This is a genomic window from Streptomyces sp. NPDC003720 (assembly GCF_042875075.1).
Taxonomy (GTDB): domain Bacteria; phylum Actinomycetota; class Actinomycetes; order Streptomycetales; family Streptomycetaceae; genus Streptomyces.
In genome coordinates, this window is record NZ_JBIANZ010000002.1 from 661,393 (window position 1) to 685,516 (window position 24,124).

Sequence of the window (24,124 nt, forward strand, 5' to 3'; positions counted from 1 at the left end):
TCCGGGGACACCGCGCACTTGGCGCGGTTCCTCCTTCGCAATTACCGGCCGAGCGGTGAGAACAGGTTCTCCCCGCCCTTTCGCGTTGATTGTCTCTAAGGGATCCGGAAACATGACGAACAGTGCCGCCTGCACGGACACCACCGAGATCTCGCACGCGAGCTGGACAACGTCTCCGGCGGTCTCGCCGCCGCGGGTGCCGGCTGCCTCCACCTGGAGCCCCGCTCGGGACAGTCGGCGTCGACCTCCTGGCCGTCGCCTGCCCGCAGGGCGTCACGGCGGGCGCGAGCCTGCGCGCCGCCACTGTGTGACGACCACGCGAAACCCCCGCGGGGGCCCGGGCCGACCGGCCCGGGCCCCCGCGGCGTCGCCGTGTCCGGGCGGCCCGCCGCGGCTCTTTCACCCGGGCGGGCCGACTCGGAAGGGTTCACCAAGGGCAGGCACCGCACATGCCTGTGATCTTCTTCGACATCGGGGCAACCCTGGCGGACGTCCGCACGGGACCCGACGGCTCCCTGGTGCTCCGGCCCCTGCCGCGCGTCATGGCCGTGCTCGACGCCCTCCACGAGGTGCGCCAGGGCATCATCTCCAACCCCGGCCCGAGCGAGGACGACGTCCGGCGCGTCGCGGCCGCGCTGCACACGGCGTTCCCCGGCCGGTTCGGCGACGGGGCGCTGCTGCACTGGGGGGTGAAGGACGGCCGCGGCATCTTCGACCGGGCGGTCGCGAGCACCGGCGAAACGGCGTCCGACGCGTGCGTCTTCGTCGGCGAGGACGCCCAGGAGCGCGCCTTCGCGCGCGAGGCGGGGATGCGGACGGCGGCCCACCCGGTGTTCGCCCTCGCCGCGACGCAGAGCCGGGCCGTGCTCCGGGCGCGCGTCGCACTGCCGGACGGACGGGACCTGTCCGAGCTGACCACGGCCATGAACGAGACCGAGGCCGTCGTCGTGCAGACCGTCTCCGAGCGGCTCGCCCTCGCCATGGTGACCACCGAGGGCGCCCAGGCGCTGGAGCGGGCCGGCTTCACGGTGGAACCGCGCGGCCCGGTCGACGCCACGGAGACCTTCCCCTCGGCGCAGGGCCGTCCGGCGCCGCAGGCGCCGCTCGCGAACGCGCCGCGACCCGGCCGGTGACACCGTGCCCGGTACGACCGCGAACGGCGAGGAGGACCCGGCGGGCGACGGTGCGGGGGAGCAGGGCGGCGACGCCGAGCGCCGGGCCGCCGAGAGGTTCGTCACCGATCTGTTGGCGCGCGGTGAGGCGGTATTCGAAGGGGAGGAGCCGACGGCCAGGACCACGCACGTCGTCAGGCGCGAGGACGACGGACGGCTGACCGTCCGTCGTCTGCGCTTCCACTGATCCGGTCGTCCGCCGGTCCGGCCGACCGCTCAGTCGAAGCCCCGCCGGACCAAGGCGAGACCCTCGCCGGTCGTGCTCGGCACGATCTCGTGCGTCTTGATCCGCGAGGGGCTGTCGTCGACGAACGCGGCGGCGGAGCGGTGCTCGGCGGGCACGTGGACGCGGCCGCGGCGGAACAGGTCCTCCAGGTACGACGTGGCCACCCGGTCGGGATCGGCGGGCTGCAGGGAGCCGCCGGCAGGGTCGGAACCGGCGATGCCGAACCGGCGTTCCCCCGCTGGAGCGGAGAGGGTCACGGGCTGCGTGACGCCGTACGGCGCACCGTGGACCGTGACGTCCGCGAGCCCGTCGTCGTCGGCACCGCCCGGCATCGACTCGTCGATCCCGGCGGCCCGGCGCGTCACCTCGGGCTCGGTGAGGGACGCGGCGGCCTCCAGGGAGAGGATGCCGTGCCGGATGAACGCCGAGCGCAGGGCCTGGCCGTACAGGCCACCGTTGCGGCGCTGGTCCGCCGCGATCATGTGACCCGCGAGCTGCGCGTAGTACGCGGCCACCACGGGCGCGGCCACCGCTGCGTCCACCAGCAGCTGTCCGGCGATCTCGGCGGCTCTGGCCAGGCCCGCCTGGTCCTGCAGGTCCTGCTGCCGGAAGATCCCGGCGACGACCTTCAGGAACGCGCCGCTGAACACCCGGGAGAAGGAGTGCGGCTCGCTGGACAGTGTGTTCGCGGGTCCGCTCGGCGGCAGCTGTACCGGGTCGCGGTAGAAAAAGCTGTTCGCCAGGTTGCGCAGGCAGTCCTGGTCGACCGCGTTCGGGTGGCCCTTGCGGATCGCGGCGCCCAGCTGCTCGGCCATCCGCGACACGCGCGAGGACAGTTCGAGGTCGCCCTGCGTCTCGGCCAGCACCGCGACCCGCAGGGACTCCAGCCTGAGCGAGGTCAGCAGCGCGCTGATGTCGCCGAACGCCTCGTGCAGGGCGGCCGTCTCCGCGCTCGCCGTGTTGAACAGCTGCGGGCGCAGCGCGTCGAGGATCGCGTGTCCCGTCTCGTGTGCGACGACCTCGGTGCTCTCGCACGAGGCGACGGTAACACCCGCCACCGTGTGGCGAAAGAACCACAGGCCCTTGCGGTCGTAGAAGGCGTTGAGGTCGTCGCCCGCGTCGAGGTGCGCGGTGAGGGCGCTGCCGACCGACGCGTGCCACCGCGTTCCGGCTGGGACCAGCGGGCCCCAGGTCTGGCCGGCCCTGCTGAGCCCGTCGGCCGCCACCCAGTAGCGGAAGGCCTCGGTGCCCGGTCCGGCGCCGTCCGGTTGCGGCGCGGGATCGGCTATGGCCATCGGGAAGGGCCGGCCGTCGAGGTGCGGGACCGGATGCGGTACGGGCATGTGGACCTGGGGAGGAAATCCCGGGTCGTCCTCGTACACCAGAACCGTGGGCATCGCGGCGTGCTGCTGCACCGTCATGGCGCCTCCATGGGATCGGGAGATGGTGGTTGATGGCATCCCCCCACAGGGCAGCTCCGACCGGGAGGCCCTCACTGTCAGTACGGGACCACGCCGGTCGGGTATCAAGATGAGCGCGGCCGGACGGGTGACGGGGCGCGCCACGCCGACCGCCCGGTACGCGCGCCCCGGCCTGTCACCATGCCTCCATGACCGCAGACCAGCCCCGCACGCCCGACCACCCGCTCCTGCGCCGCCCCGGTGACGGTGAGCTGATCGACGTCGCCGGGGTCGCGCACTTCTTCCGGCTCACCGGCGAGCACACGGGCGGGCGCTTCGCCTTCGAGGAGTTCAGCCTCGCCCCCGGCACCATCGGTGCCAGGCCGCACGTGCACGAGGGGCACGACGAGTACTTCTACGTCCTGGAGGGCGAGTTGACACTCCACACCGGGGACGGCGAGACAGCCGCCCCTCCAGGAGCCCTGCTCGCCGCGACCCGGGGCACCCCGCACGGCTTCCGCAACGCCGGGGACGTCACGGCGCGCGCCTTGTGCCTCTACACGCCCGCTGGCTACGAGGACTACTTCCGCGACGTCCACGCCGCCGTGAGCGCCGGCGCCGAGGCCACCGACGAGCTGCTGGCCGAGTTCCGTGCCCGCTACCGAACCCGTTCGCACCAGGAGCCGTTTGCCTAGTAGCCGATCTTCACGCCCGGCCATTGACTCCTCGGGCTGGTGTTGGTTGAGGACTCATCCACTGAGCCATTCAGGAGAACGGCGTGGAGGCACTGCCCCGCGAGACCATCGTCGACGTGTTGGAGGGCCGGCTGTGGGAGGACATCCTCGCTGGCCGTCATCCGGCGGGCGGTTACCTGCCACCTGGGCGCACCCTCGCCGACGGGTACGGTGTCACGCGCATCACGCTCAAGCACGCGTTCGGCCGTCTGACGCAGGCCGGTCTGCTGGAGACCCGGCACGGTCTCGGCACCCGCGTCCGCGACTACCTGCGGCTCGGCGGGGCCGACCTGCTGCCGATGCTCGTCCGGCACAGCCCCGACTGGATCGGGGAGGTCTGCGAAGTGCGATGCCACATCGGCACGTTGATCGCCGGACGCGCCGCCGCTCGTGCGACCGAACGGCAGCGGGACCAGCTGCGTGCACTGCTCTCGGCCGTCGGGGACGCGTCCGACGCGCTGCCGTCCAGCTCGCGGACATTGAGGTCCACCGGGCCCCGGCGCGGGCCACCGGCAACCGCCTGTACGTCCTGCTGACCATCTTCAACGCCTACCTCCCCGTCCGCGCCCCGGGCGCCTCCGCCCGCATCTACGGCCACACCTATGGCACAGCGGCTTCGGGCCGGTTCGGCGGCGACCGACGCCAACGAGCGGCAGCCTTCCCGGCGTAGCCGAGAAGTCTCCGCGGACGGCGTGCGAAGGGGCGGCACCCCCGCACAGGGTGTAAGAACAGCAACCTGAGCCGGGAACCTTCCAACTGCCGCCTCTACCAAGTCACTTTCAGGGCACCTTCAGCGCGGCTTCCCTCGTGCCGGCAGTCAGGCCTTCTTGATCAAAAGTGAGGTGTAGAGGGCTCAGTAGCGTTCCCGTCCTCCAAGCGGGTCGATCTCCCAATGGAAGAGCGCCGGGCAGATTCAGCCCTCCGCGCTCTGTTTGCGCGACCCCCGGCATTGTCATACGGTGGAAATAAGTGACCTTTTCACGCCTCGTGCAGCCGCCCCGTACTCCACGGAGGCGCGGTTAAGAGGATCCGTGATCTCCTATGTGTGTGCGTGTCAATTGGGGGAAGCTCGCGGCGGAATATCATCCCTTAACCCGCAGGCTTAGTTAGCGCATTTCGGCATATCTCCTCCCGGTTTGAATTCCGGGCAGTTCCCGGTTTATCGATCCCACCGTGATGTGCCATGCGCCATGCGGGCACGACTTCTGATCACAAGTCTGATCAACAAGTTAGAGGGGCGTCGAAATAATGACAATGAGCCTGACCGAGCTGCGCGCCCTCGCCAAACAGGCCGGGTTCACCGACAGTGACATCAAAATCGCGGCGGCCGTCGCCATGGCAGAGTCCAAAGGAGACCCAGGCATCATCGGAGACCAGGGTCTGGTCGACCACAAGTGGGGGCCGTCCATTGGTCTCTTCCAGATACGCTCCCTCAAGCATCCAGGGCAGTTCTCCCCGCCGGACACGCTCAGGATTGAGGGAAAGCTCAAGGACCCGCTCTACAACGCCAAGACGGCAAAGGCCATCAAGGACGCACACGACTGGAATCAATGGTCCACGTTCGCGAGCGGGGCCTACAAGGAGTACATGGACGGCGGGCCCGCCATCCCAAGCAGCTTCGAACCGTTCCCTGGGGCGTCGTTCTTCCACACCGGTCGGAAATCGCCGATCGTCGCCGCAATGCACCGTCGGCTCGTCGCCGAAGGTTGCAACCGGTACCAGTCGAGCGCCAACTCCGACGTCTGGGGCCCGGGCGATGTGAGGTCCTACGCCGCCTTTCAGCGAAAGCTCGGCCTCGCAGGTGACGATGCCAACGGCATCCCCGGCAAGACCAGCTGGGACAAGCTGCAGGTCCCCAACGTCTAGAGGCCGAGGCCATGGTCGTCGCAGAAGCGATCGGAGGAGCGGCGACGAGGGAATTCGTCCCCGGTCGCTCGTCGAATGTGAACCGGCGACGCGAATCTGTGGAACTCAAAGGACAGCTCATGCCCCACAAGAACTTCGACGACGAGGACGTGAAGGCGGCCCTCGAGAAGACCGATACCGGCGATGGACCCGGAACCGACAACCTCGACGGCCTTCCGGAAAGCGACTTCGTCGCCTTCGCCGAGGACGACGTCGAGAACGACGCGGAGGACTCCAGGTGACCGCCACAATCGCTTACGACCGTGCCGTCTCGAACCTCATCGACGAGCTCAGCGCGACGGGCCACGTCACCCACAAGTCCTACAGGAAGACGTCGGTCACGCTGCACCACAATGGCGCCCGGCTTTCGCACCAGGGTGTGCTCAACGTCTGGAAGACGCGTCCGGCCTCGGCCCACTTCGACGTGGACGCCGCCGGTGCCGTCGCTCAGTACGTCAAGGTGAACGAGTACGCCTGGGCCGTCGGCGACACGGCCGGCAACCAGAGCACCATCAGCATCGAAATGGCGAACGAAACGCTCGCGCCCGGCTGGACGATCACCGAGGCCACCTGGAAGAACGCCGCACGTCTCGCCGGCTGGCACTTCGCCAAGGTGATCGGCGAACGCCCCAGCAGGAACAACCTCTTCTACCACCACCACTGGTCCTCGACCGCCTGCGCCGGCCCGTACATGGACAAGATCTACGACAAGGTCCTCGCGGCGGCTCAGGAGGCGTACGACCACTTCAAGGATTCACACCCCGCCCCCGGGCCGCACACCGAGCCGTTCCCGGGTGCGTCGTTCTTCCAGACCGGACGGAAATCGCCGATCATCGCCGCAATGCACCGTCGGCTCGTCGCCGAAGGTTGCAACCGGTACCAGTCGAGCGCCAACACCGACGTCTGGGGCCCGGGCGATGTGAAGTCCTACGCCGCCTTTCAGCGAAAGCTCGGCCTCACAGGTGACGACGCCAACGGCATCCCCGGCAAGATCAGCTGGGACAAGCTGCAGGTCCCCAACGTCTGACCGTCCTCGCTGATGGGTGCATCGAGCAGCAACCCGGGAGTCATCGGGGCAGAGTTCTTACACGGAGCAGGAGACGATCACGCTGACCGTCTACACCCATCCGTGTGAGGCGGAGGAAAACCGCACGCAACCGCCCCTGGAGGGAACGACGGTGCTGTTGTTTCGAGGCGGACGCCGGCCTCGTTCCAGACCCGCAGGCGCCGCCAGCACGTCATGCCCGCACCGAAGCACAAATCCTGAGGCAGGTGTTCCCGCTGAATCCCGGTGTGCAGCACGTACAGGATAAAGGCGTAGTTGTCGGAGGTGATCGACGAAGGTCCCGCCGGCCTCGGCATAGCGGTCGAGGACGGCGAACGAGGTCTTCTCATCGGTGCGCGACCCGAACAGCATCGCGCCGAGCGCGGGCACGCTCACCTCGCGGCGGGTGGCCGGATCGGTGCCGACGGTGCGGTACTTCATGCTGGTCCTCCCTGTACTGCCTGCGATGCTGACGGCGGACGCGGTCCTCGCCGGCTTCCTGGCCCGCGCCACCACCCACGCCGAGGAAACCGGGCTGGACGTCCCCCGGCTCACCGACCGGCAGGGGCGGGTGCTCACCGGGCACGACTGGAACATCGGGACAAGACGCACCGGGGCGAGGAGGCCTGACCGCCGTCACCGAACGCCATCTTCGCGACCTGCGGGCCCGGGGCTTGGACTTCGCCCGGCTGCTGGTCTTCTGGGACGACCTGGAGCCGCGACGTGAAGGTCGTCTTCGACGCCCACCAGGACGTCTTACGGCCCGCGTTCGGCCACCGCGGCATACCCGAGTCGGCGACCAGGACCGACGGACTGCCGTGCACCGCGCACCCGCACGACTGGTTCGCCGAGTACTTGGAGCCCGCCGTGCGGCGGGCCTTCACCCACCCTGTACGAGGAAGCGGACCTACGGCGCGCCCAGGCTGCCATGTGGCGCACCCTCGCCGCCCGGTTCGCCCACCACCCGGCCCTGCTCGGCTACGACCTGATCAACGAACCGATGGGCGAGCAGCGGCCGGGAGAGGACTTGGCGACGGCAGCGCGCCGTGTCGAACGCGAGCCGCTGTCACCGATGTACAACCGCCCCGCCCACGCCGTCCGTTCGGCCGACCGGGACGCCTGGCTGTTCGTGGAGCCGGCCCCGGTCGTGGGCGAGGGCGTACCGACCGGCCTCGGCCGCGTGGAGGCCCCTCGGGTGGTGTACGCGCCGCACTTCTACGGCACCGCCATGGAGGAGGCGCCGACTACGACCCCGGGGCCGGCTGGGTCGAGGCGCACCAGCGGGCCGTCACCGGGTACCCCAGGCGCTACCGGGTCCGGGTGGTCGTCGGCAAGTGGGGGCCGCCGGACAGCACGCTGTGCCGCACATGAATCTCTTCTACCGGGACGCGCTGGCCTCCCTGGGCCGTTAAGACTCCGGCTGGGCGGGCTATGTGTGGTCCTATGGCGGTGGGTGCTGCGCCGTGGACGACACCGGCGCCTTCCGCCCCCACAAGGAGCTGACCGCCGAACCGTCCGCGGAGGCGGTGGCGGGCACGATCCGCTCCGCCGGGTACGACCCCGGGGCGGGCGTCTACCGCCTCACCTACCGCGCGGCCCCCACGGTCCCCGGACGACCACCCTGTCCCTGCCGCCGGGCCCCTGGCGCGTCACGGCCGCCGGCGACGCACGCGTCCTGCGCGCGCGGTCCCGCGTACTGGCCGCCCCGGGCGGCGAGGTGACCGTCACCGCGACCCGCGGCTGGCCGCACCAGGCGGTTCCGCCGCCTCCGCCGGGGTGCAGCACGCCCGCACGGTGACTAGCGTGGGAGTGAGCGAGTCCGCGGCGCGCATCCGCCGGGTCGACATAGTCCCGGAACCCTGCCGTCCGCCGACGAACGGGCCGGCGGTTCAGGTCGACCTCGTCGCTTCCCACGAGCCCCGCCGCGGCCCCGGCATGGCAGCGCGAGTACGTGCTCAGTCCGGCCCCGAAGACGGTCGTGGTCGGCCTGTCGCGGGTCAGGGAGTGGACGGGCGATTTCCGGCCGCCCCCGGGCACCGGGGCCCCTGCAGGTACGGGTCCGCGAGGTCGAGTTCATCCCACATGACGAACCCCGCGAGGGCGCGTTCCTGCGCACGTCCACGCCGGACGAGAGCAAGGAACGAATCGTGTTCACGGACACGGTCTCGCTGCCCGGGCTCCGATCGGCCGCGAGGAGGTGGTCCCGTGAGGATTCACGGCAACTCACCCGCCAGCTCTCGCCAGCGGGCGCAACGGACGCTGGCACAGGCGCGGCCCAGACCATCGCCCGTCTCTCTCGCGTTGATCACGCTGGTTCTCCTCGTGACGATCGGGATGCTGGCCTGGTTCGGCTACGAGGACTTCGTGGGAGCGCTGACGTTCGCCGGCCGCCTCACCGGTGCCGTGCTCATGGCGGTGGCCTTCACCACGCTGTTGGGCGCTATCGCGGCCACGGACCACTGGCTGTCGCACAAGTACGAATACTCCGGGGTGATCGCGCTGATCGCCTCGTTCGGGGCCGCGCTGACCAACCTCCTCGTCGCGGCCGAGATCCTGAAGGACGGTGATTACTGGTATTTCAAGGCGCTGTTCATCGTCCTGACGGTGGGCTCGGCCTGGGCTGCCTTTGCGGTGTTCCGCACATCGGTTCTGATCCCCGCTCCCAAGCGAGTGGCCGCCACGGTGATCGTCACCACGGTCATCGCGGTGGCGAACTTCGGCTACCAGAACCTCTACCAACCGTCCCAGCACGAAACCACGCCGGTCGTCAAACTGACCGTGGGGAAAAGCATGCAGAACCGGGGCGGCAAGTCGTTCTCCGTACCGGTGGACATCGAGATCGAGAACCGCGGTGATGCGGCTTTCTACGTCCTGGGCACCGAATTCCACGCCATGGCGGAGACGGTGCACCTGAGCCGGAAGGACAGGTCCCGTCGGGAATGGCAGGGCGACTCGGAGAAATGGAGGGACTTCCAAGCGTTCAACCCGGTATCCCGTAGGGAGATCCACCAGCCCGGCCAATTGGTGTCGGCGCAGCCGTGGATGCCCGTGGGACGATGGATCTACGCCAGGGACAAGTTCTCCGCGCGAGTGGTCGTTCAGCTCCCCAAGAGGACCCCGTACGACCAGCTGACCTTCTACGCCAACGCGCACCTCACACGCAAGGACCTCTCTTCCGTAGTGCGTTTCGGTCCCCCTGCGTTCACCTGGAAGAAAGCCCAGGTGCCCGCATGGGTGAAGAATCAGAAGGACTTCGACTCCGTCATATACAAGAGCGAGATACGGGAAAACAACTCGGTCGACGCAAGAACGAGGAAGCCGCGGTACATCACCGTGTACTGGCAGTTCGGTCTGCACGGCGTCAACATCATGGAAACAATCAACATTGCGGGCACCGGAAAGGACGAGTCCCAGGAAGTGGTGGAGAACCGGTACGGGGTACGCGTGGTGTCCGCGGGTCCGGTTGAGACGACCCTGTGGGACATCAAGAACCAACGATGACCGGCACGCCCGCGCCGGATGCCGCGGATCGTTCGTCCGGCAGGCTCTCCAGCCGGGCCACGAGGCCGGCGAGCTGTTCGGCGGTCCCAGAGCGGGAGTGCCCATGCCCAGCCGGGCCTCCCATACCACCTGGCAGCGCGTGTCGGTGTCGAACATCTCCGCGGTGAGCGGATGCCGTGCGCAGCGGCAGAGGTCGATGAACTCGTCGCCGTGCGACCGCAGGCCGTGGACGTAAGCCCGGACGGAACGTGGCTGCGGCGGGCAGCCGGCGCATCGTGGCCACGACCTCCGCGTCGAGGAACGGCTGCGAGAGGAGAACCCGTTCTGCTGGTACCCCACGGCCCAGCATCCCTGCCGATCGTCAGCCGCCGAGAGTCCCCATGCACGTCATGCACCGGCTCGTCGCCTGCAGCCGCGTGTTCCCCCCACTGGCGATGGCTGGGCAGACTTCGTTGATACGGCCCCAATGCCCGGGAGACGGTTCGAGGATCCAGCCCCACTTCGGGGGCCGCACCTCGTCTTCTGTCATGTGATCGCAGGCGCCTGGCACGTGCGCCTTGCCGTTCTGCTTGATCAAGATGGCGTTGCCGGGGAATCGCCGCCACTCCTGTCGAACAGGCCTCCCCTCCGGGTCGGCCTTCGGCACGCTTCCGTCAGGAGGGCAGGCGCACCCCATGCCGATGATGTTGCCGCATCGCTCGCAGCGCACCTCTTTCATGTGAGCAAGTCTCCCATCTGAGAGTGTGCAAGTCGCGCATAACAGCAGGGCCTTGCTGTTGGTTGCAGGCACACGTACCCGGCCACCTTCACCACCCTCCGCCGCGACGGCACCCCGCACGTCACCCCAGTCCCCTTCACCTTCGACGCGTCCACCGGCCTGGCCCAGGTCACCACCCGGGCCAAGGCCCGAAAGCCCCGGAATGTGGCGGCGGGCTGCCCGGCGGTCCGCGTCGCGCTCTGCCAGGCGGACGGCTTTCGGCTGGGTCACCCTCGAAGGCCGGGCCACCGTCACCGACGACCCCCCGCGCCTGGCCGAGGCGGTCCGCTGCCACATCGGCCGCTACCGCCCGGCCCCGCCCGCCCCGTTGAACCTGGTCGTCGTATGGTGGGCAGCTTGTACTGGATCAGGGCGTGATGGCTGGCCTCCAGCATCTCCTCGATCCGGACGCCGGTGTGCTGCAGGAAGTCGATCGTGGCCCAGGCTCAGAACGCCCGCTCCTCGAGCAGCCCCGGATGGAGGCGTCGGCCGGACTCGTCGTAGGCCCGGAACGGAGTCGACGAGTCCTTATTTTGGCGCGTGTAGGTACGGCCCCTGAACGTGAACTGGCCGCCGAGTGGGGCGGCCTGCAGGGCGTCCATCCCCTCACGGGCTTCCGTCCAGTTCGCCCTGGCAACGCGGACGACGGTGGACAGCAGCGCGGTGGTTCTCGCCTGGTGGGTCAGGCCGGAAAGTCCACGGCGAGCGGGGGCACCAGGCGGGAGGCCGGCCCAAGCGCTTGGCTCCGTCCGCCTGAGGATGCTTGCGCTTCCGGGCGCGTTCGGCCCAGTAGTCCATGAGGCTCGGATCGTCTTTGGATGCCGTTCCCTTGACGGGGATGTGCCTCACGATCTTGGTCCAGGCGAACTTGTACAGCTATCTCTCCGGCTCCGGTCACCGAAGACCCATCGATCCTCGCGTTGCGAGTGGTAGCGCCCTCAGTGCGGACTTCCCCGCCGGGGAGGCAGCGGTGCTTCGGCCGACGCCGCAGCCTGCCCGGTCCGCGCCGGCCGAGGCGTTGAGCCACTGCTCCGATGTACCCGTCCCCGGCACCTTGGCGCGCGGTAGTGCTGGCCGGGCGCCGGGCCGTGCGGCTATGGCAGTGAGCCGGGTTGGATCCGGTGCCTTCAGCGCATTGAGTTGCTGAGACACCAGCAGGCTCAGCAGGACGGCGGCCGTGGTGGGGTCGGGGCGCTCTTGCGGACCGGTCCTACGCTGGATGCATGGCCACCGATCCCTTGCTCAGACAAGGTCCCGACTCGACGGATCTGATCCTGCGCGGCGGCTCGCCGGCCGGGTCGGCGCGGATCGCGCTGACCTCGGCGGGGCCGGCGCTGTTCACTCCGCTCGCCCTGGTCGTGCCGACTCTGCTCGTCGCCTTCTGGATGGCGCTGGCCGGGGCGCGGGCGTCGACCGTGTTCGTGGTGGTGGGGGTGATCGCCGGGTTGGAGTACCTGCTCGGCTGGCCGGCGGTGGCCTATTCCCGGGCCCGGCGCATCCTGCGGGTGGAGTTCGCGCCGGCCGGGGTGCCCGCGTCCCTGCGGTTGGTCCGGGCCGCCAGGCCGGACGACTGGCTTCCCGTCGACACCCTGCGCGAGGTGCGGCTGACGCACGAGGTGGTGGAGCCGTACGAGGGGGACCGCAAGCCGACCGTCTCCACGCTCGCGCTGGAACTCGTCCTGCGGGGCGGCCGGGAGCGGCTCGCCCCGCTCCCGTTCGGCGGCGACCCGCAGCGGCTCGCCGACGCGCTGGAGGCCCTGCTCGGTCCGGCAGGGGTCGTGGTGGAGCTGCGCACCGAGCGCAGCACGCGCCCTCGGCCGCTGTCCAACTCTGGCTGGACCTCCGGCGGTTCGGCCTCGGCCGGCTCGGCTGGCGGCTGACCCCGGGCTGCCCGTGGCGCTCTCCGGCCGGGGAGCGCCCGTGGATGCAGCCGGCGGAAGGCGGTGCGGGGATGCCTGCCGCTGCTTGGGCGCGTTGAGCCGCAGGGTCGGCACGGCCGCGGTGTGGGCCTGCTCGACGGCTTCCGGGTACGCCTCGGGCTTGACATGCTCGGCGAGCGCCCGGTAGATGCTGGCCACCGAAGGGTTGTGTCCCTTGCGTTTGCCGGTGGGGATGATCAGGTCGGGCTGGATCTGCTCGACGGACTCGCCGCTTGCGCGGCGCCGGAGCACGGTGTGCAGCATGTCGTCGGTGATGACCGGCAGCCGGCCGCCGTGCTTGCCCTTGCGGGCCGCAGTGTCGAGCCCTCCAGCGTCGACTCGCAGATGTTCTCCCGCTCGGTCTCCGCCATCGCCGCGAAAAACGCGAACAGAAGTTTCCTCGGACCGGCGGGGTCGTAGATGCCGGGCAGGGGCCCGGCGAGCATCTCCAAACCGAGAGATCGCACCTTGATTCCTCACGCCTCGAGCAGGCGCTCGTACGCCGGCTTCGGCCGTAGGGCTGCGTCCCATGGCAGGGAATCGGCCGTGCGCGCAGGATAGATCTTGGTGTCGGCGGTGGAACCGTACCGGTCGGTGAATCCCCACGTGGAGAACGATGTGCAGTTCGGCCCCTCCAGGCAGACCCGCAGCTTGCCCGCCATCTCATCAGCCTGGGGCTGCCGCCCGTCCTCCTCGTCCTCACCTACGGGGACGGTGGGTCCTACTTCTCCAGCAGCGGCAGCATGGCGGACCCCGACGACGTGACGACATACGGCACCCAGGCCACGGCGGGAGTCAACAGCGGTCGTCTGACCGGTGGTGGACTGCTCGGACTGGGCTGGCTCCTCGGCTGATGCGGCGCTGGCTGGGCCGCCGCTCGGGGCGGCCCAGCCAGCAACCCCCGGCGTACGCACGGGGCGCGAAAGATGGACGCCATGCGATCGTCCATGCGTTCGTTGTGAGTAGGGCAGCGGTGCTCGCAGCAGGTCCAGTCACGGATGCTGCATGAGGCTGCCGCCTTCAGCACACCGCCGCAGCTGGAGTGCTGTAACGCCGGCGGGTCTGCCTCGTTGAGGTGTCTACAAGCAGGGCTCGATCCTGTCGTGCACCATGTAGATCCTGATGACCCGGCGGCCACCCAGGTATCGCGTCTCCCCCTGGCAGAACGTGCTGGAGGTGCCGTCCTTGAAGTAGACGTACCCCGACCACTCTCCTGCCTGGATGCTGTAGCCACCGGAGTTGAGGGTGTAGCTGCCCTCACAGTTCTTGGCCCAGTCGGCGATGGTGCCGCTTGACGTGTAGTACTTGTAGTGCAGGTAGTTGGGCGCGCAGACGGCCTGTGGAGCCGCCGCGGCAGTGCCGGGCACAAGACCTCCGAGGGCGGCGGCACCAGTGACGGCAGCGGCGATTAGGCACCGGCTCGTACGGTTCAAAACGATCGTCCTCCAAGCGCGAGAGACATGGGTCAGGTGTGCGGGTCGTGATGCTCCGGCGTTCCGACCACCGACAGCTGGCCACTAGCTTGAGTCGGTCAGGGCTGGTACCGCGACGGTTGGTGCCATGATTCGAGCAGGTTCGAATGGATGGCTGCGGGACCAGCAGGACCGGACAGCCGAAGGTCCCTTGAACGAGTTCACCGTGCACGCCGCCGGACTCACACGTTCTCGCTTCGCTGTCTCACCGCTGCACGAGCTCTCGCGATCTTGTGTTGGAGGCCGAATGCCAATCCCGCCATCGCCGCTCTCGCTATGCTGGGCGGCGTCTCCGCCTGGGCCACCGCCCCACCGCTCGGCAGGCTCGGCCGTGAGAGTCCACTGGACGAATGGCGGTGAGCTGCTGCTGGACATCTTTCGCGAGGGCGCGACGCGGCTAGCATTGATTTCTGCGGCCATGCACATCTCAGTCGACTTCCACATGGGCGAAAGTGCCGGCGCACTGGAGATCCAGGTAACTCCGGACTTCTGCGTACGCGACCGCTTGCTGTTCCAATGAGGATTCGGAAGACCAGCACACCCGCCGGGTGGTGAACCAGGACGGCTGGACCCTCAAGGACGAGGAGGGTCACTCCTACACATTCCCACTTTCGCCTCGACGGGCGTTCCACGGCCCGCGTCCACCCGGGGGCGTCACCGACGTCTTCCAGGACCGGCGGGCGTACGTGTTGAACAACGACCACGACACCGCGATGCTGCGTAACGACCGGGGCCGGTTCGTCGACGAGGTGTCCGGGTGGGTTGCCACCGCGAGCACCGCCACTGATCCCCGCTTTCCCAGTAGCTGTAGGTGACGCCGACCGGTGAGCCTGCGCCCCATGGGGGCCTCCCAACCGGTGGGGGAGAGGCTCGAAACCGGTCCGGGGCGGCACCCTGATGGGCGCTGGCTGCGCCCGTCACCGAGCCACGCCTACCGAGGACGTTGTCCCGTACGGCTCTGCCACGCACGCCGAGCGTCATCCAGGGCCAGGCGCGCCTTCGGGAGTTTGACGTCCGCATCCTGGCGGGTTCGTATGTCCTCCAACCGCTCCTTCGCCGCCTCCACTTGCTCCGTCGCCGAAAGAGCCTCCTGCAGCTCGGCCCGGGCGGCACGGACGCTTCCGGCGCGCTGTTCCCGCAGCTCGCCGGCCGCCGCGGCCGCGTTCTTGACTCGTACGGCGAACCTGCGCACCGCGTCCTCGGTGTACTCGGCGCCACCGTAACGCTCCATCCGCTCACGTCCGTCGGGCGGCGTGAGATACACGTACGACGTGCCCTTGGAGCGGCCCAGCTCGAATCGGACCTGCAAGCCCACCAGTGCGACCTCATCACCGCGGACGGCAACCGTGTGCTCGTACAGCACGATCTCACCCAGTCGCTCGATCTGTGCTCCGCGGTGCGGCGTATGCAGCTGCTCCAGCTCGGACTCCGCCCGGCGGATCCGGCGCCGATAGGTCCACTCCGCCCGCTTCACCGCAATCTGTGCCTGCCACCTCTCACGACGAGCCGTCCGGCGCAGCCCGCGCACAGCTCTGCGGGCATCCTCCAGAGCCCTACGGGCCTCCCGATGCTCCGCGTCGAACGCGTACGTCCAACCACCGGGGTACCGGATAAGCCGCCGCAGCACCCACCACACGCCCAGGGCCGTCAGCGCGACGACCCACCCCAGTACGATCACGCGTCCCCCTTTCCGCGACTGCACCGCCGCGGCCAGTGCCAGGAATAGCGGCGCACCGCAGACTCGGTCAACTCGCCCTGGCGCGAGCCACGGTGCGCGCCCATTGACTGGCCCGGCCGCCCGCTCACGGCTGGGCCTTCCGCATGCCCGGCAGGATTCGAACCTGTGCACACGGCTCCGGAGTGGTATTCGCTCGTGAGGGCGCCTCCCGGGGGGCGTGGTCGCCGCGATGGTGGTGGTCACGCCGGCCGTGACGCGCACCCGCCGTACGTCGTGGGCCGGGGAGGCCATCCTCTTCGGCGGCGTCTGCCTGCTGATGGCGCCCGCCCTGGTGGAGCACCTGACCGCCCGACACCTGGGGAGTGAACAGCCACCCGTGCTCCGCGGGGCAGGCCGCCGACCAGCGTCGCTACAGCCTCACTCCGATTGGGGCCCGGCTGTGGCGCGCCACCACCGACTCCAGCATGGCTCGGACCTTCCGCCGGCGAGTGGATCAGCTCGTCCAGGTCTTGATCTGGGAGGCGACCCCGGTGGGAGGCAAGCGGGGCGGACGCGCCTGGAGGGGCCGCATGATCGCCGTAGAAAACGCCGACCGGCTGCGAGTCCGACCTGCACCTCCATGGGCGCCGCCGGCGGCCACCGAAGGTTGCGGTCCTAGCCCGCCACCTGAGCACGCTGCTGCCCGACCGGCCGGAGACTGCCGCGCCGGACGCACTCCACTCATCCAAGGGCGGCAACCATGACCGGGGATTCGGGGCGACCAGGTGGTTGACCGCAGTCAGCAGGTCCGTGGTCGCCATCGTTCCGTCGAGTACGAGATCGGCCCGATGCCGGGAGGGGGCGACGTATTCGACGTGGCGGTCTCGGCCGCTGAGCAAGCAGTTGTGCAGGGAGAGCAGTGGGTCCTGGTGCTGGATCTCGATCTTGCGCATGAGCTTGCGGGCCGGGCGGATGTCATCGGGGGCGTGGACGTAGATCCGCCAGGTGGCTCGGGCCGCGATCTTGGGCAGCGTGAGGGCGACAGGCCCTCAACTACCACGATGCGGTGCTGCCCGCTGGTGGCCGCTGCCTCGAGCGCGGCAGTCGCGGCGTCCTCGTCGATGGAGCCGGGATGGTTCCGATCCAGCGTCTCGGCACCCGTAGCGCTCAGCGTGCAGACCCCGCGGTGTGGCTCGTGCGCGGGGAGGTAGAAGTCGTCCAGGTGGATGAGAGCCACAGCCGTGGGCCGGTGCAGTGCCAACGCCTGGGCGAGAGTGGACTTGCCCGATGCGGTGCCGCCGGCGATCGCCAGCACCGGCGCGCGGTGCCCCAGGCTCGCAACACCCGTGTTTCGCAACGGCCTTTCTTCCCCAGGAAGGGGGGGGCCGGGTTGGGGTGTGCCTTGGTCTGGCTGAGGACGTGCTCGGCGGTTCTGGTGTGGGGTGTGGCAGCACCCACCCCCTGACCGGCCCGAAGCACCGGCTGCCAACCGGCCACCCTCGCCCCGGTCCGGCCCCCCCTTATTCTGCGCGGGCAGGCAGCGCTCACGTGCCGATGTACGTGCGACAGATGATCCGATTCCGTACCGTTTTACCTCCCGGCTCTGACAGGACGACCGGGAGTCGGCGGTCCCGCGCCCCGATCGCACGCTGCGCGGGACCGCCATCCATGGTCGCGACTAGGACCCGTAGGCTGGCCGTGCCGATGCGCCAGGTGCAACGCCTGGCCCCGTGGGGCCCGGCGAGGCTGGGCCCCACCGCGCGCAGATCGCCGGCTGGTGAAGCAGCTGGGTCACCGACTGGTGAGCAGCTGGCTGTGTTGGCGCAGCGCGGCATCAGCGCAGGGACGGGAGCTGGGCTGGGTCGCCGCGGCCGCCGCCTGGGCCTGCCACATGCGGGACTATGCGCCCTTCCGGCCTCCGACGGTGCTGTCGCGGAGCTTGGCGCGCGCCGGCGAGGTCGACGACGCCGGCAGCTCGCCGCGGCCACCGAGGACCTGATCGTCACCACCACCCGGCAGGTGGCCGAACTCTTCAACCGGCTTCAGGACATCGACCAGCCCCGCAGTAGCCTCGTCGAGGACTGGAAGGCGCTGGAGGCACTGTCCGCTGACGTGCCGGAACTGGGGGAGAACGCGAACTGGCTGCTCGACCAGATCGCCCTGCGCGACGCGCACGCCCAGCGCCTGCGGGCCGTCCTCGAACCAGACGTCACCGACTACCACCGCGACCGCGACCCCTCGATCGACAGCACGGGCGCGCCCGTGCTGGACATCTTGCCGCCAAGAGCGCCCACCTCGCTGCCCGGGAAGGCCAGCTGCACCACCCGCACGAGGCGCTCGGGCGTCTGGCGTATTCCGCTCAGCCCTCCGCCGCCTCGCCCACGCCGCTCATGTGGAGGATGGCTCCACGGCCGCCCTGATGTCGGGCGGCAGCACTGTCTCCGCATTAAGGCGTGCCGACCTGACTTGCTCCGTTCCCAATCCCCGGACATCGGTGAGGTCCGCCCCGCCCAGGTCGGCGCGTGTGAGGTCCGCCCCGTGCAGGGAGGCGCCGGTGAGGTTCGCCTTGGCCAGGTTGGCGCCGGTGAGGTTCGCCCCGTCCAGGAAGGCGTGGGTGAGGTCCGCACGGCGGAGGAAGGCGCTGGTGAGATCCGCTCCGGACAGGTCGGCGCGGGTTAGGTTCGTCCTGGTCAGGAGGGCGTCGGTGAGGTCGGCTCTGACCAGGTCGGCGCCAGCAAGGTGAAGGATTGCGAGGTAGAGTCTTTCGCGGTCGTCGACGTGAGTGCGCGACTCGGGACGCGTTAGGGCGGTCAGGGCCACCTGCACATCTGCTTCCGGAGACGTGGGCAGTGAGGTGTCCGTCTGGGTTGTCTCACCGCCCGGAGCATTAGTTGGGCGCGGGCAGGTGGGAGCGCGGTCGCGCACGAAGTGGCCCAGCACTTGAGCGGCGTGGGTGGCCTGTTCGGGGGCGTCCTGAATGATCTGCTCGAGCGCCAACACTCCACCGATCCGCACATACCTCTGGTCGGACCCGAGGCGTTCTAGGGCTTTGGTGAACCGATCGGTGACCTGCCCGCGCCGGGTCAGCCGGTAGTTGCGGATCGTGTACACCAGGGCCACCCCGGCCCCGAGTCACCGACAACTGGGGTCCGGAGCTGCGCAAGTTGGGCACCGAGCGCATTCCGCTGGCCAAGAACGACTACGGCGGGCCGTTCGGATACCAGCTCCTCGGCGGGATCATGCGGTACGGGAACTACGACGCGAAGTTCCTCAACCCGATCGCCGAACACTTGGCGCAGCTGCACGCGAAGGATCCGTACATGTTCGCCGGGAACAAGGTGGTGAACAGTCCGTTCAAGAACCCGTTCAACCCCTCCGGCGTGAACGGGGCCGGCTACGACCCGGCCACCGCCATGCTGGAAGCGCTCGGCAACAGTCCGGAAGCGGCGAAGAGGTTCTTCGCCGATCCGCCGACCGCGTACAACGAGGACGGCACGGTCAACCACGGTGCCACGGCCGGCCTCGGCAAGAACAAGGACGGCGAGGCGATCGACAACTACCTCGACTTCTTCGGCAACGAGAAGTGGGAGTCCTTCCCCGACGTCAACTCGCTCGACGACAAGGAACTCAAGGCGTCGCTTGGCCAGATGCCCGACGCCCTCGGCCACGCCCTGGAGGCGGCGACCCTCGGCTACCCGGCCGGCCACCCGGACGCCGGCGTGGAGCGGGATGGGGACAACGCCGCGGTCATGCAGAAGGTCATCGAGAAGTACGGCGCGGACCCGGGTCTGCTCAAGGAGCACCAGGAGACGATGGCCGACAGCCTGGGCGTCATGGGCGCTGGCTACATCGACGACATCAACTGGGCGTTGGACAAGAACGATCCGGACAGCGTGTTCGCGCCCGGCGGGAACGCGGACGGGCACATCGACTTCGCGGACACCGCGGACGGGAACGGGCGGAGCGCCGTCCGGGGCTTCCTCAGCACCCTCGGCCAGCACCCGGACGCCTACGCGACCGTCTCGACCGCGGAGCAGGTCTACACCCGAAGCGCGCTAGAAGACACAGTGGGCCCGGACGGAAAGATCCACGAGGGCGCTGCCAGGGCGACCATGCGCGTGGGCGCCGAGGTGCAGGGCATGCTCGACCAGTCCCGTGCCGACCAAGTAGAGGCGACGAACCTCAAGACCCACGAGGACTACGAGAAGGCGGTCGCCAAGCGGTCGGGCTGGGTCGAGTTTGGGGCCACGGCGGGCCTCGCGGCAGGTGTCGCCTTCCTGCCCGCGACCGCGGCCGTGGGCACGGCCGCGGTACTCATCCCGCTGGCGACGGACACCGCCAGTGGTGCCGCCGAGCAGGTCATCGGCCAGATGGTCGGCGACTTCTCCGACAACTCGGTAGATGAGCACAAGGAGAAGCTGGAGGAGCTCACCAGGGAGGAGAAGACCAAGATCTACTCCGGTGGTGAGAGCATGGCCGAGGCCCCGATGGGGGAGTTCCTGGATCGTCACGGTGTAGGCAAGGACAGCGTGTTCGGCCAGGATCTGCGCGAGTCGATGCTGATCGGCTACGGGGTCGGTAACGACCGGGAGAACCAGCAGGGCAACGACCCGGAGACCGGCTGATTCCGGTGGCCGGCCGAGGAGACATGAGGATGCGGACAGTGATCAGTCGTGGGTCGGTACGCGCGGGACTGCTCTCCGCGGCCGTGGCCGGCTCGCTGGTTCTCGGAGCCACCGGTTGCGGAGGGGACGGGGACGAGGAGAAAACGCCCAAGGACTACAAGGCGGTCGCGGGGACACAGCTCTGCGGTGGCAATGCCGTGTCCGCCGACGCATCCAAGGCACTGAAGGTGATCACAGGGTCGTCGCGGTTCGAGGCGTCGGGCAAGGAGTATTCCGTGGCAAAAGCCGCGGCGAACCTTGTCGAGGCCTCCGCGGGCTCCACCGTGACCAAGGACGTCTGCCGTGTCTTCACGCCCATCGGCACGCCGGAGGTCCAGCTCAGGATCACGTGGGATCTGAAAGACGGCGCCCCGACCGGCACCTCGGCCCCGAAATTCACGGTGCTGAAGATGGGGGAGCGAGCCGTGACGGCGGCGGACATGGCGTACGTCTTCTTCGCGTGCCGGAGCGACAAGCTGGCCGGCTCGTCGGAGGCGGCCCACATCGTCGTGGGGGTCGAGCGCTGGGACATGCCGAAGCCGCCCGAGGGCGACGTCGAGGCGTTGAAGGACGCCTACGCGACTGTGGCGCACTCCGTCTCCCTGGCCATGGCCAGGGAACTGCGCTGCGAGAAGAACGGCGGGCTTCCCGCGAAGCTCGTGCTGGAGCCCTCGTAACCATCGGCGATGCGGTGACGACCATGAGCGGGGCGGCCCTTCCTGTCCGGAGGAGGTGCCGCCCGCTGTGTGCGGTGCGCCACGGTTGGCGGCAGGCTCCCTTAGGTGCGGGTCCGGCGTTGGTGAGTGTTCGTCGACGGGGCAGCGCTGGGTTCAGGGGCCATGCCCCAAGCGTCGCGTACTCCAAGCCGACCGCGACGGCTTACGGCGAGAGATGGGTAATGACTTCTTCGTCCCGAAGCAACTACGGCGGGGGTGTGGCCTTGGGCTGATCTGGCTCTCACCTAGTGCAACGGTCCACAGGCGTCAGCGGTTGTCCGCTGCTGTTCGTCTGCCTTGTCACGCAGTTAGACACTCGCCACTACCTGCCCGGCGGCCTGGAGGACTTGAGGGTCTGGACGGGCGCCATGACCTACGACCAGGTGCACTCCCAGGTCTTGGGCACCCTCGACGGGATGTAGGACGCGTTCCGACGGGCGGCCCGCTCAGCGAGCAGGCCGCCCGAACAGCCATCCCCCCAGTCCCGCCACACCGTTCTTGCACTCCCGTTCTCAACGGCACGCGCCCGGCCAGGCCAGTCCCCAGGCGCCGCGTAGGAAGAACCCATCATGAACCCGTTTGCCATACCGCGGCCTCCGGAAGGGTCGTGGGCCTAGGGCCAGAAGACGTTGGTCCGCGCGTATCGCCAGCGCAACAGGCTTGGTACTACTGGCAGGTCTGCTCTGACTCCCGCCAAGGAGCGCACCTGGTCCATATGGCGCGGCTACCAGCAGGTCACCCACCTCACCGGTATCTCCACCGGCACACAGAGCAGGCAAGTATCCGTCTACCTGCGCGGCATGAACGGTGACCGCGTTCTCGGTTCCGACGGCAAGACCCCAGACCCCGACAAGCGCAGCCCGATCAGTTGGCCGACGTGGTCCGTGTCATCTCGGCTGCCTCGGTGATGGCGCGTTGTCTGAGATCGCCGAACAGCTGCATCGTGACGGCGGCCAGGACGTCGTCCCCGCCAACAGTCCGCCTGTCCCCGCGGCGGGTGGACAGGGTGAGGAGGGGGTTTTTGAGCAGAGGGGCTGGGGCTGGCTCGCCGGGCATGACCAGGCTGACTGTCCCGAACTGCTTGACCCCGCCCTCGCGGACGACCTTGGCCGCGTCCCGGGCCAGGTCCGTCAGGAACACGCTTGCGATGCCGTCCAGGTCGCGGACCATCGCCGGGACCGCCCTCACCCGCCGGCTCCTCAGCAGCCTTCTCAGCCCGGCCTCGAACCGGTGGGCGCCGGCCACACCACTCGGTGTACGCGCCCCGCGGCGCTCACGAAGAGACACGAGCGCACCATCGGCGTTGCGTACCTCGCCCATCAGGCCGTGGAAGGTCGGGCTGTGCAGGTACCACGCCGATCCCACCTCCAACTCGACGTTCCGGTCGATCGCCGAGATGAGGTCCTTGGGAATCAGCCTCTTCCTGGCCTCCTCGGCCGCCGCTCTTCCGGCGCCGTCGATGATCTCCGTCAGCACGGTCCGTGTCACCGACGCGGCGGCCCACGCGGCCAGCCGGGAGACGGGCAACGAGGTCACGTCCCTGAACACCGCTTTGACGAGCTCAGGCCTGAAGGGCAGGTCGGTCACGACGGAAGCGATCTGCGGACCGCTGCGCTCGGTGCGTAGGGGTTGTGTGGTCATCGAAGAATGTGCTTTCTGCTGTCGGAGGGGTCAGTGGCCCGTGCCGCACCGGGCGGCGAGGCCACAGAACTCTGCGGAGGGCGCCGAGCCGGCACAGGGCCTGCCGGGCGGGGCCGCCGGCACACAGAGGTGCAGGCGGCCTCGCCCGGGTTCTCGGCGTTCCGGCGACCGTGCGTGCGGCAGGGGGTGCCGCCCGGGCTACGCGCTGTGGTGCGGCGCGCCGTGCCGGTCAGGCGACCTGGTACCTGCCGACTTCCAGGAAGTGGCGCAGTGCTTCGGGTGTGTTGTCGTCGAGGGCGGCGTTGGCTGCCGCGCGCAGGGCCGGGCTGACGGACGGGTCGGCGAGGATGCGGGCGATGGCGACGCGGTCGTCCTCGGCCTGGGCGATGCGGTAGCCGGTCTCCAGCCAGGCGCGGATCGCGTCGGAGTCGTTGGCGTCCAGGAGGGCGTTGACCTCGGCGATGACGCGCCGGCCGCTGTCGGGGTCGGCGAGCAGGCGCGTGATGGCGACGCGGTCGTCCTCGGCCTGGGCGATGCGGTAGCCGGTCTCCAGCCAGGCGCGCATAGCCTCGGGGTCGTTGGCGTCCAGGAGGGCGTTGGCTTCTCGTGTCACACGCCGGCCGCTGTCCGGGTCGGCGAGGATCCGGACTATGGCCACCCTCAGGTCGTCGGCGTCCGGCTCGTCCGCGGACGAGGGCACCGGAGACGCCGTCACCGCGGTCGGTGCCGCCGTGGCGGCGAAGGACGGGGTGGCGAGCAGCAGGGCCGGGGCGAGGATGCCCGCGGCGATGCAGGGCGTTACGCGATGAAGTCGCAAGGGGAGTGCTCCTCTTCGTTTGCTACGGAGGTGAGTTGAGGACGCCTCAGGGCGTTCACTTCGGTAATGCTGCCACTTGGGTCTGACAGTGGCAGTTGCCCCGCTGCGGTCGCAGGGCACCGTCGTCGCGGACGCGACCGGCGATGGCGGCGCGGCCTCGAGAGGGGTGGCCTCAAGCGCTGCTCGTGGCTGTCGGGGCATGATCGGGGCGAGACGATTCCTGGGGGCACGTCAAGGGAGGCGCCCACGGGCACTCGTGCTCCCCGCGCCCGCGGGGATGGTCCCAGCATCACGTCGCGGACCGACGCCGCGGCTCCGTGCTCCCCGCGCCCGCGGGGACGGTCCCGCGCCGGCTGCACCGGCTTCTACGGCGTGGGAGAACCCCCGGCACCGGACACCGCGCACCAATGCAACGAGAATTGGCGGACAGCCCCTAGGCTCCCGGGATGACGGCCGGTATGTTGCGCCCCTGCCCGCCGCGAGGCGGGCACGGTGGAC

The 24,124-nt window shown here is 69.3% G+C and carries 22 protein-coding genes and 5 pseudogenes; 16 read left to right on the forward strand and 11 right to left on the reverse strand.

Annotated features, from left to right (window positions below; all coding sequences use genetic code 11):
• Window positions 1-449: 449 nt before the first annotated feature.
• Both ACFYU0_RS08605 and ACFYU0_RS08610 read left to right on the forward strand, forming a co-directional pair.
• Window positions 450-1,133, forward strand: coding sequence for an HAD family hydrolase (locus tag ACFYU0_RS08605; protein ID WP_389298805.1), 684 nt, complete (start codon window positions 450-452; stop codon window positions 1,131-1,133).
• 4 nt (window positions 1,134-1,137) lie between these two features.
• The gene (locus ACFYU0_RS08610) at window positions 1,138-1,359 is read left to right on the forward strand and encodes a hypothetical protein (protein WP_389298807.1); all 222 of its coding nucleotides are present in this window, start codon (window positions 1,138-1,140) and stop codon (window positions 1,357-1,359) included.
• Between the two features lie 29 nt (window positions 1,360-1,388).
• On the opposite strand, the gene ACFYU0_RS08615 is transcribed toward ACFYU0_RS08610, so the two are convergent.
• The gene (locus ACFYU0_RS08615; RefSeq protein ID WP_389298809.1) at window positions 1,389-2,819 is read right to left on the reverse strand and encodes a hypothetical protein; all 1,431 of its coding nucleotides are present in this window, start codon (window positions 2,817-2,819) and stop codon (window positions 1,389-1,391) included.
• Window positions 2,820-3,007: 188 nt separating this feature from the next.
• On the opposite strand from ACFYU0_RS08615, the gene ACFYU0_RS08620 reads away from it, so the two are divergent.
• From ACFYU0_RS08620 to ACFYU0_RS08640, 5 genes are all read left to right on the forward strand, one after another.
• Window positions 3,008-3,493 (forward strand): cupin domain-containing protein, encoded by a 486-nt coding sequence (locus tag ACFYU0_RS08620; protein ID WP_389298811.1) that lies wholly within the window; start codon window positions 3,008-3,010, stop codon window positions 3,491-3,493.
• 83 nt (window positions 3,494-3,576) lie between these two features.
• Entirely contained in the window at window positions 3,577-4,068 is a 492-nt protein-coding gene (locus ACFYU0_RS08625; RefSeq protein ID WP_389298813.1) for a FadR/GntR family transcriptional regulator, read from the forward strand.
• A gap of 718 nt (window positions 4,069-4,786) precedes the next feature.
• Window positions 4,787-5,398: a peptidoglycan-binding protein gene (locus ACFYU0_RS08630; RefSeq protein ID WP_389298815.1), complete on the forward strand. Its 612-nt coding sequence runs from the start codon at window positions 4,787-4,789 to the stop codon at window positions 5,396-5,398.
• 11 nt (window positions 5,399-5,409) lie between these two features.
• Complete coding sequence (locus tag ACFYU0_RS08635) at window positions 5,410-5,679, forward strand: hypothetical protein (protein ID WP_389298817.1); 270 nt, start codon at window positions 5,410-5,412, stop codon at window positions 5,677-5,679.
• On the forward strand, window positions 5,676-6,464 hold the full coding sequence (locus ACFYU0_RS08640) for a peptidoglycan-binding protein (protein WP_389298818.1): 789 nt from the start codon (window positions 5,676-5,678) through the stop codon (window positions 6,462-6,464). The genes ACFYU0_RS08635 and ACFYU0_RS08640 overlap by 4 nt, the downstream gene beginning before the upstream one ends.
• 170 nt (window positions 6,465-6,634) lie before the next feature.
• Here the strand turns inward: ACFYU0_RS08640 and ACFYU0_RS08645 are convergent.
• A pseudogene (locus ACFYU0_RS08645) lies at window positions 6,635-6,832 on the reverse strand (transposase); the annotation flags it as partial.
• Between the two features lie 89 nt (window positions 6,833-6,921).
• Between ACFYU0_RS08645 and ACFYU0_RS08650 the strand changes: the two are divergent.
• Both ACFYU0_RS08650 and ACFYU0_RS08655 read left to right on the forward strand, forming a co-directional pair.
• A pseudogene (locus tag ACFYU0_RS08650) lies at window positions 6,922-8,280 on the forward strand (cellulase family glycosylhydrolase).
• Between the two features lie 407 nt (window positions 8,281-8,687).
• A complete protein-coding gene (locus ACFYU0_RS08655) occupies window positions 8,688-9,983 on the forward strand; it encodes a hypothetical protein (protein WP_389298820.1) in 1,296 nt (431 codons plus the stop codon).
• A gap of 361 nt (window positions 9,984-10,344) precedes the next feature.
• Here the strand turns inward: ACFYU0_RS08655 and ACFYU0_RS08660 are convergent, their stop codons facing one another.
• Window positions 10,345-10,701, reverse strand: coding sequence for a hypothetical protein (locus tag ACFYU0_RS08660; protein ID WP_389298822.1), 357 nt, complete (start codon window positions 10,699-10,701; stop codon window positions 10,345-10,347).
• 141 nt (window positions 10,702-10,842) lie between these two features.
• Between ACFYU0_RS08660 and ACFYU0_RS08665 the strand changes: the two are divergent.
• Window positions 10,843-11,118, forward strand: a pseudogene (locus ACFYU0_RS08665) (hypothetical protein); the annotation flags it as partial.
• A gap of 68 nt (window positions 11,119-11,186) precedes the next feature.
• Here the strand turns inward: ACFYU0_RS08665 and ACFYU0_RS08670 are convergent.
• Window positions 11,187-11,342 (reverse strand): hypothetical protein, encoded by a 156-nt coding sequence (locus ACFYU0_RS08670; protein ID WP_389298824.1) that lies wholly within the window; start codon window positions 11,340-11,342, stop codon window positions 11,187-11,189.
• Between the two features lie 621 nt (window positions 11,343-11,963).
• Here ACFYU0_RS08670 and ACFYU0_RS08675 point away from each other — a divergent pair.
• Complete coding sequence (locus ACFYU0_RS08675; protein WP_389298826.1) at window positions 11,964-12,620, forward strand: hypothetical protein; 657 nt, start codon at window positions 11,964-11,966, stop codon at window positions 12,618-12,620.
• 123 nt (window positions 12,621-12,743) lie between these two features.
• Entirely contained in the window at window positions 12,744-13,079 is a 336-nt protein-coding gene (locus tag ACFYU0_RS08680; protein ID WP_389298827.1) for a hypothetical protein, read from the forward strand.
• A 56-nt stretch (window positions 13,080-13,135) separates the two neighbouring features.
• Here the strand turns inward: ACFYU0_RS08680 and ACFYU0_RS08685 are convergent, their stop codons facing one another.
• Window positions 13,136-13,441: an endo-1,4-beta-xylanase gene (locus tag ACFYU0_RS08685; RefSeq protein WP_389298954.1), complete on the reverse strand. Its 306-nt coding sequence runs from the start codon at window positions 13,439-13,441 to the stop codon at window positions 13,136-13,138.
• Between the two features lie 297 nt (window positions 13,442-13,738).
• Window positions 13,739-14,026 (reverse strand): hypothetical protein, encoded by a 288-nt coding sequence (locus ACFYU0_RS08690; protein ID WP_351673110.1) that lies wholly within the window; start codon window positions 14,024-14,026, stop codon window positions 13,739-13,741.
• A gap of 653 nt (window positions 14,027-14,679) precedes the next feature.
• Between ACFYU0_RS08690 and ACFYU0_RS08695 the strand changes: the two genes are divergently transcribed.
• Window positions 14,680-14,946 carry a lamin tail domain-containing protein gene (locus ACFYU0_RS08695; protein WP_389298828.1) on the forward strand — a complete coding sequence of 89 codons (267 nt, stop codon included), beginning with the start codon at window positions 14,680-14,682 and terminating at the stop codon, window positions 14,944-14,946.
• 116 nt (window positions 14,947-15,062) lie between these two features.
• Here the strand turns inward: ACFYU0_RS08695 and ACFYU0_RS08700 are convergent, their stop codons facing one another.
• The 3 genes from ACFYU0_RS08700 to ACFYU0_RS08710 form a co-directional block, all read right to left on the reverse strand.
• Window positions 15,063-15,809, reverse strand: coding sequence for a hypothetical protein (locus tag ACFYU0_RS08700; RefSeq protein WP_389298830.1), 747 nt, complete (start codon window positions 15,807-15,809; stop codon window positions 15,063-15,065).
• 1,878 nt (window positions 15,810-17,687) lie between these two features.
• Window positions 17,688-18,011, reverse strand: coding sequence for a hypothetical protein (locus ACFYU0_RS08705; RefSeq protein ID WP_389298832.1), 324 nt, complete (start codon window positions 18,009-18,011; stop codon window positions 17,688-17,690).
• A gap of 165 nt (window positions 18,012-18,176) precedes the next feature.
• Window positions 18,177-18,899, reverse strand: a complete 723-nt coding sequence (locus ACFYU0_RS08710; protein ID WP_389298833.1) for a pentapeptide repeat-containing protein — start codon at window positions 18,897-18,899, stop codon at window positions 18,177-18,179.
• A 23-nt stretch (window positions 18,900-18,922) separates the two neighbouring features.
• On the opposite strand from ACFYU0_RS08710, the pseudogene ACFYU0_RS08715 reads away from it, so the two are divergent.
• From ACFYU0_RS08715 to ACFYU0_RS08725, 3 genes and pseudogenes are all read left to right on the forward strand, one after another.
• Window positions 18,923-20,413: pseudogene (locus ACFYU0_RS08715) on the forward strand (hypothetical protein); the annotation flags it as partial.
• A gap of 29 nt (window positions 20,414-20,442) precedes the next feature.
• Window positions 20,443-21,129, forward strand: a complete 687-nt coding sequence (locus ACFYU0_RS08720; RefSeq protein WP_389298835.1) for a hypothetical protein — start codon at window positions 20,443-20,445, stop codon at window positions 21,127-21,129.
• 722 nt (window positions 21,130-21,851) lie between these two features.
• Window positions 21,852-22,034 (forward strand): annotated as a pseudogene (locus ACFYU0_RS08725) (hypothetical protein); the annotation flags it as partial.
• Here ACFYU0_RS08725 and ACFYU0_RS08730 read toward each other — a convergent pair.
• Both ACFYU0_RS08730 and ACFYU0_RS08735 read right to left on the reverse strand, forming a co-directional pair.
• Complete coding sequence (locus ACFYU0_RS08730) at window positions 22,033-22,809, reverse strand: hypothetical protein (RefSeq protein WP_389298837.1); 777 nt, start codon at window positions 22,807-22,809, stop codon at window positions 22,033-22,035. The pseudogene ACFYU0_RS08725 and the gene ACFYU0_RS08730 overlap by 2 nt on opposite strands.
• Before the next feature lie 229 nt (window positions 22,810-23,038).
• The gene (locus ACFYU0_RS08735; protein ID WP_389298839.1) at window positions 23,039-23,626 is read right to left on the reverse strand and encodes an ALF repeat-containing protein; all 588 of its coding nucleotides are present in this window, start codon (window positions 23,624-23,626) and stop codon (window positions 23,039-23,041) included.
• Window positions 23,627-24,124 lie beyond the last annotated feature (498 nt).